The organism is Rufibacter latericius, assembly GCF_003721515.1.
Classification (GTDB): domain Bacteria; phylum Bacteroidota; class Bacteroidia; order Cytophagales; family Hymenobacteraceae; genus Nibribacter; species Nibribacter latericius.
Genome location: NZ_RJJD01000017.1, coordinates 1 through 725, shown reverse-complemented (window position 1 = coordinate 725; position 725 = coordinate 1). Strand labels below are relative to the sequence as shown.

The following is a 725-nucleotide window of genomic DNA, read 5'->3' as shown; positions in this document are numbered from 1 at the left end:
TTGCCAACGTACTTGGCTTTGCAGCGGCCAGGAGACTTACTTGTTGATCCTGCCTGCCTAGAAGGACAAGTTTAGGTAGGTACTGCATTTGCTGCAGGATTAAAGCCCGGCTGATGTTAAGGTGTTGTTGTGCGTAGTAATTCTTTTGAGTTTTTTAAGATATAATCTATTTGAATTTTTTAAGATATCATCTAATAAATGATTAAACAATTTCGCACTAAACCTATCCCTAAAGTCAAAGGCAGCTATTGCTTTCCCGGTAGTTGTATCAATAAAAAGTCTTCTGCCTGGAGGTTGACCTCTTCCATTGGATTTTTGACCTAAACTAATACCTTGGATATCTTGAAAACCTATCCTTTTTTCTTTTGCCAATCCTAGAAAGCTAACTATTCTGTCATTTGGGATAATAGTAACTTCTCTATTTGTTAAATCTATAATTAGCTGGTTAGTAGCTAGCAAGGCATCATAAATAAGGTAGACAAAAGCTAATGACAAGGAAGAAACTATGATAAATAGATGAATTGTCGGATTGTCCCAAAAGTAATAGGTGGGGATGCCAATTATTAATATCAACCACCATATATATTCTAACCTATGGGTCGACTTTTTAAGTATCAATTTATTTTGGAAGAATCTTATTTCCAACGATGTATCAGTGCCTTTAGCCAAAGCTTCATTAAGCTCACTTATTCGATCTAGATTCATCTTTTCTTTTTGCGTCCAAC

Annotated in this window: 1 protein-coding gene; it reads right to left on the bottom strand. The window is 35.6% G+C overall.

Annotation, left to right across the window (positions count from 1 at the left end; genetic code table 11):
- Positions 1-99 precede the first annotated feature (99 nt).
- Positions 100-725 (bottom strand): hypothetical protein (locus EFB08_RS19530; RefSeq protein WP_227006415.1); only part of this gene is annotated, 626 nt, incomplete at its 5' end.